At 74.4% G+C, this 5,415-nt stretch carries 5 protein-coding genes and 1 pseudogene; all 6 read right to left on the bottom strand.

The genetic code is table 11. The annotated features are described in order from the left end of the window. Nucleotides 1–106 precede the first annotated feature (106 nt). Nucleotides 107–1,555 (bottom strand): alkaline phosphatase family protein, encoded by a 1,449-nt coding sequence (locus tag AN218_RS24365; protein ID WP_070019081.1) that lies wholly within the window; start codon nt 1,553–1,555, stop codon nt 107–109. Beyond that, on the bottom strand, nt 1,552–2,733 hold the full coding sequence (gene eboE / locus AN218_RS24360) for a metabolite traffic protein EboE (RefSeq protein WP_070019080.1): 1,182 nt from the start codon (nt 2,731–2,733) through the stop codon (nt 1,552–1,554). The genes AN218_RS24365 and eboE overlap by 4 nt, the downstream gene beginning before the upstream one ends. A 14-nt stretch (nt 2,734–2,747) precedes the next feature. Continuing rightward, nucleotides 2,748–3,599: a TatD family hydrolase gene (locus AN218_RS24355; protein WP_070019079.1), complete on the bottom strand. Its 852-nt coding sequence runs from the start codon at nt 3,597–3,599 to the stop codon at nt 2,748–2,750. After that, a complete protein-coding gene (locus tag AN218_RS24350; protein WP_171908779.1) occupies nt 3,599–4,291 on the bottom strand; it encodes an EboA domain-containing protein in 693 nt (230 codons plus the stop codon). The genes AN218_RS24355 and AN218_RS24350 overlap by 1 nt, the downstream gene beginning before the upstream one ends. After that, a complete protein-coding gene (locus AN218_RS24345) occupies nt 4,288–5,208 on the bottom strand; it encodes a sugar phosphate isomerase/epimerase family protein (RefSeq protein ID WP_070019078.1) in 921 nt (306 codons plus the stop codon). Before AN218_RS24345 ends, AN218_RS24350 begins: the two co-directional genes overlap by 4 nt. Continuing rightward, nucleotides 5,205–5,415 (bottom strand): annotated as a pseudogene (locus tag AN218_RS24340) (SCO3242 family prenyltransferase); the annotation flags it as partial. The gene AN218_RS24345 and the pseudogene AN218_RS24340, both read right to left, overlap by 4 nt.

The following is a 5,415-nucleotide window of genomic DNA, read 5'->3' as shown; positions in this document are numbered from 1 at the left end:
AGCGAGGCGGCGGCCGCGCCGGCGGCGACGCCGAGGAAGCCGCGGCGGCGCAGCCGCGCGGAGAGTTCGGGGTCGGGTGCCGGTGCCGGGGTGGCGGGTGTGCGTCTCATGTGTGCTCTCCCAGAGCGAGATCGACGAGCAGGGACTTGACGTCGGTGGCGGGAAACGGCCCGGGGCCGTCCGCCGTACCGGGGCGGGAACAGAGCAATACCGGCCCCTCGTCGGGGTGTTCGGGCAGCCGTCCGTGGCTGCCGCGCACCGGTGAGGGGTCGAGGGGCACGACCGCCATGCGGTAGCGCATGCCGGTCTTCTTGCGTGCGAGCGCGGTGGCCGCGCGCAGCCGTACGTACGGGTCCAGGGGGTCCATGAACAGCTCGGCCGGGTCGTAGCCGGGCTTGCGGTGGATCTCGACGAGCCGGGCGAAGTCGGGGGCGCGGGCGTCGTCGAGCCAGTAGTAGTACGTGAACCAGGCGCCGGGTTCGGCGACGGCGACGAGTTCGCCGGAGCGCGGATGGTCGAGGTGGTGGGCCTTCTTGCCCTGCTCGTCGAGGAGTTGGGCGATCCCGTCCAGGGGTTCGAGCACGGCGCGTACGGCGTCGAGGTCGGCGGCCGGGTCGCGTACGTAGACGTGGGCGAGCTGGTGGTCGACGACGGCGAAGGCCCGCGAGGTGGTGGGGTCGAGATACTCCATGCCGTCCTGCGTGTGCACCTCCAGCAGTCCTGCGCGGCGCAGCGCCCGGTTGACGTCGACGGGGCGGTCGGCGCGCGTGATGCCGTACTCGGAGAGCGCGACGACGGTGCGTCCCTCGGCGCGTGCGTCGTCGAGCAACGGGCCGAGGACGGCGTCCAGTTGGGCTGCGGCGCGGTGGGAGCGCGGGTCGTCGGGGCCGTAGCGCTGGAGGTCGTAGTCCAGGTGCGGTACGTAGCACAGGGCGAGGTCGGGCCGGCGGGTGCGCAGCAGATGCCGGGTCGCGCCGACGATCCAGCGGGAGGAGGCGAGACCGGCGCCGGGTCCCCAGAACTGGAAGAGGGGGAACGTGCCCAGGGCGCCGGTGAGTTCGTCGTGCAGCTCGGGCGGACGGGTGTAGCAGTCGGGTTCCTTGCGGCCGTCGGCGTAGTAGACGGGGCGCGGGGTGACCGTCCAGTCGGTGTCCGCTCCCATCGCGTACCACCAGCAGACGTTGGCGACGGTGTAGCCGGGGTGGCGGGCGCGCAGGGCGTCCCACAGCTTCTCGCCGGAGACGAGGGCGTTGTGCTGCCGCCACAGCAGCACCTCGCCCAACTCGCGGAAGTACCAGCCGTTGCCGACGATGCCGTGGCCGTCCGGGGTGAGTCCGGTGAGGAACGTCGACTGGGCGGCGCAGGTCACCGCGGGCAGCACCGTGGCCAGCGGCGTACTGCTGCCCTCCTCGGCGAGGCGGGTCAACCGGGGCATGTGCGCGAGGAGTCGAGGGGTGAGGCCCACGACGTCCAGCACCAGCAGCGGCTGCGGGGCGGCGCGGGGCGAGCCGTGCCGAGCGGGTGTGGGCGTCTGCTCGGCGCCGGAGTCGTTCATGGCAGCTCCTTCAGACCGAGGGCGGTCAGCATCTCGCGGGCCACATCCAGCTCCGCGGCGATGCCGTCGGCGAGCTGGGCCCGGGTACGGGGGCGCAGCGCGGGCGGCAGCGCCTGCCAGGTGTAGGTCTCCACCTCCAGGTGCCGGGTCAGCGGCGCGGGCCCGCCGACCAGCCGTTTCAGGGACGCCTCCAGGACGTCGAGCGTGGAGGTCAGCGGCGGTGCGGGCGGCGCGTGCAGCGGTACGTGGAAGTGGGAGCGCCAGGGCACCGTGCCGGGCAGGGCGCCGTCCGCGCGCAGCGCCTCGCCGAGGTCGTCGGTGCCGCGTACGCCGGCGGCGGTCAGGGCGCGGGTCTGGTGGAGGAAGCGGGGCTCGTCGAACTCGCCGAGTGCGGCCAGCACCCCGTCCGCGGCGGGGAGTTCGGCGTGCAGCGCCGCGGAGAGCTGGCTCTTGACGACGGGGACGCCCGCGGCGGCGAGCGCGTCCAGGGCGCTGCCGGGCTCCTCGAACTGGGTCGCCAGATGGCAGGTGTCGACGCACACGCCGATGCGGTGCGCGGGCGGCGCGCCCGCTCCGCCCAGCACCTCCAGCGCGTCGGCGGTGGTCTCCACGGTGCAGCCCGGCTCGGGTTCGAGGCCGACGCGGACGCTGCGTCCCGTCATCTCCTCCAGCGCGTCGAGCCGTACGGCGAGCGAGCCGAGGGCCGTCAGCGCGGTGCGGCGCAGCTCCGGCGTGAAGCCCTCGCGCCAGGCGAGCGGCAGGGTGGAGACGGTGCCCTCGGCGGCGTCGTCCGGCAGCAACGCCGTGAGCAGCCGGGCCAGTTCGGTGGTGTGCTCCAGCCGGGCGGGCTGTGTCCAGTCGGGACGGTAGACGCGGTGCTTCACGCGACGGGCGCCGAAGCCCTGGTAGGGGAAGCCGTTGAGAGTGACCACCTCCAGTCCGCGGCGGGCGAGTTCGGCGCGCAGCGCCCGTACGGCCGAGGGGTCAGCGGTCAGCCGCCGCACGGCGTCCCGGGCCAGCCACAGCCCGATGCCGAGGCGGTCGCGGTGCAGCCGGCGGCGTACGGGCTCCGCGTGCTCGCGCAACTGGCTCATCACGCCGTCGAGATCCTCCGCGGCGTGCACGTTGGTGCAGTACGCGAGATGGACGACGGAGCCGTCGGGGTGTCGGAAGCGCATCCGGGCCCGCCTCCTCAATCCCCGCCGCGCAGAATGGAGTTGCCCTCGTGCGTGGACGGCGGGGGCGGGCCGGTCTCCAGTTGCAGTCGGCCGCTCTGCCCGTAGAAGGCGACGGGGTTGTGCCACAGCACCGTCTCGACGTCGTCCTCGGTGAAGCCGTCGGCGCGCATGGCGTCGGCGACGGCGCGGGTCTTGAGGGGGTCGCTGCGGCCCCAGTCGGCCGCGGAGTTGACCAGGACGCGGTCGGTGCCGTGCAGACGCAGCAGCCGCACCATGCGGTGCTCGTCCATCTTGGTGTCGGGGTAGATGGAGAAGCCCATCCAGCAGCCGGAGTCGGCGGCGCGGGCGACCGTCGTCTCGTTGAGGTGGTCCAGCACGACGCGTTCGGGCGGCAGCTCCGACTCGCGCAGCACGTCGAGAGTGCGGGCCAGGCCCGCGGCCTTGTCCCGGTGCGGGGTGTGCACGAGGGCGGGAAGGCCGTGGTCGGCGGCGAGTTGGAGCTGTGCGGCGAGGGCGGTGTCCTCGGCGGGCGTCATGGAGTCGTAGCCGATCTCGCCGACCGCGACGACGCCGTCCTTGACGAGATAGCGGGGCAGTTCGTCGAGCACGGGCACACAGCGCTCGTCGCCCGCCTCCTTGGGGTTGAGGGCGAGGGTGCAGTGGTGGGCGATGCCGTGCTGGGCGGCGCGGTAGGGCTCCCAGCCCAGCAGCGAGTCGAAGTAGTCGCAGAAGGACGCGGGCGAGGTGCGGGGCTGGCCGAGCCAGAAGGAGGGTTCGACGAGGGCGCGTACGCCTGCCTCGTACATGGCGGCGTAGTCGTCGGTGGTGCGCGAGGTCATATGGATGTGCGGGTCGAAGATGCGCATCAGTTCTCCTCGGGCGGGTCCGCCGGGGCGTCGGGGTCGGTCAGCGCCAGGGCGCGGTCCAGGTCGGCCGGTACGGGGCGGCCCGCGGCGGTGCGCTCACGGGCGAAGTCGCGGAGCATGCGGGCGAGTTCGGCGTCGCCGCGGGCGCGCCGGGCGAGCCCGGACACCGCGTCCAGGGGCACGCCGGTGAACAGGCACTTGAGGACGGCGTGCCGCCAGGCGTGCGGATCGAGCCATGCGGCGGCGTACGGTCCGACGGCCGCGGCGACCAGGGTCGTGTCGTTGGCGCGCAGCGCGTCCTCGGCCAGCGGCAGCGCACGGGGCGTGGCTCCGGTGGGCAGATGGGGCAACGCCCGCAGGACGGCGGCCCGTTCGGCGGCGGTGCCCTGCCGGTAGAGCCGGATGAGGGTCTCCTCTCCGGCGCCCGCGGCGTGCAGCAGCAGAACGCGGACGTCACTCGCGGCCGTGCGTCCGCAGTGCCGGCCCGCGGAGGCGAAGTACAGCTCCCAGGCGGCCTGCCGTGGTGCGCGTGCCGCCTCGGCGAGGGCGTCGGAGAGCCAGGTGCGGCGTACGGCGTCCAACTGCGCCTGTGTACGGGCCCGTACGTCCTCGATGTCCGCGGAGAGTTCGGCTTGTTGGGCGGGTTGGGCGGCGGGACGGGAGGCGGGGCCGTCCGGGGCGGGCGGATTCAGCACGGTGGGGCTCCTGTCTGCTGGGCAGCCCGCACGGGCCCGGATACGCCGGGCTCCTGCTCGGCCTGCCGGAGGAAGCGCAGCGCGTTGCGGGCGCAGCCGGGGCCCGCGTGGGAGTGGCGCGGCAGCTCGACGGTGACCAGACCGCCGTACCGCGCCTCACGCAGCGCGGCCAGCACGGGCGGTACGTCCAACTCGCCCTCGCCGAACGGCAGATGCTCATGGACGCCGCGGCGCATGTCCTCGATCTGCACATGCCGCAGCCAGGGCGCCGCGTCCCGTACGCACGCGGGCGGCGAGGCGGACTCCAGACACAGGCAGTGCCCCACGTCGAGGGTGAGGCCCAGCCCGTCCGGGTCGCCGAGGGCGGTGCGCAGCCGGTGGAAGGCGGCCACGTCGTCCAGGAGATGGCCGGGTTCGGGCTCGACGGCGAGCGGAACGCCGGACGGGCGCGCGGCGTCGAGCAGCGTGCCGGTGCCCTCGGCGAGGCGCTGCCACGCGGTGTACGGATCGGCGCCCTCCGGCAGCACCCCGCTGAAGAAGTGCAGGGCGTGCGCGCCGAGTTCGGCCGCGACGTCCGCCGCGGTGCGCAGCAGCCCGAGCCGTACGGCACGCGCCCGCGGATCCGGGTCCAGCAGCGTCGGGTGGTGCTTGCGCCGGACGTCCAGGACGTAGCGGGCGCCGGTCTCCACGGTGACGGTCAGGCCGTGGCGGTCAAGTGCCCTGCGTACGGCGGCCGTTCGCCGGGCCAGACCGGGCGCGAGCGGATCGAGGTGCATATGGTCGAGCGTCAGCCCCACGCCGTCGTAGCCGAGGTCGGCGAGCAGGGCGAGCGCGTCGTCGAGCCGCAGATCGGCGAGGCCGTTGGTGCCGTAGGCATAGCGGAGCGCGGCGGGGGGCTGGGCGGGGGCGGTCATGTGGGACTGACCTTCCGTGAGAGCCGTGCGGCGGCCGGGAGCAGGGCCAGCACCGCGGCGGCGGCCGCATACCGTCCGGAACGGGCCGCCAGCGCGGCCTGGAGCGGGATCGTGGCGCGGATGCCGCCGCCGACGGCCCGCTGGAGCAGCGGGGGCGAGGGGTTGAACAGGGCGTGGGCGAGAGGTCGGCCGCCGGTCGCGGCGTAT

The sequence above is a fragment of the Streptomyces nanshensis genome (genome assembly GCF_001751255.1).
Lineage (GTDB): Bacteria > Actinomycetota > Actinomycetes > Streptomycetales > Streptomycetaceae > Streptomyces > Streptomyces nanshensis_A.
This window is presented reverse-complemented; position numbering and strand designations above follow the sequence as displayed.

Coding starts and splice junctions, on each gene's coding strand:
- AN218_RS24365 (WP_070019081.1), bottom strand. CDS start 1,555: ATGAACGACTCCGGCGCCGAGCAGACGCCCACACCCGCTCGGCACGGC.
- eboE (WP_070019080.1), bottom strand. CDS start 2,733: ATGCGCTTCCGACACCCCGACGGCTCCGTCGTCCATCTCGCGTACTGC.
- AN218_RS24355 (WP_070019079.1), bottom strand. CDS start 3,599: ATGCGCATCTTCGACCCGCACATCCATATGACCTCGCGCACCACCGAC.
- AN218_RS24345 (WP_070019078.1), bottom strand. CDS start 5,208: ATGACCGCCCCCGCCCAGCCCCCCGCCGCGCTCCGCTATGCCTACGGC.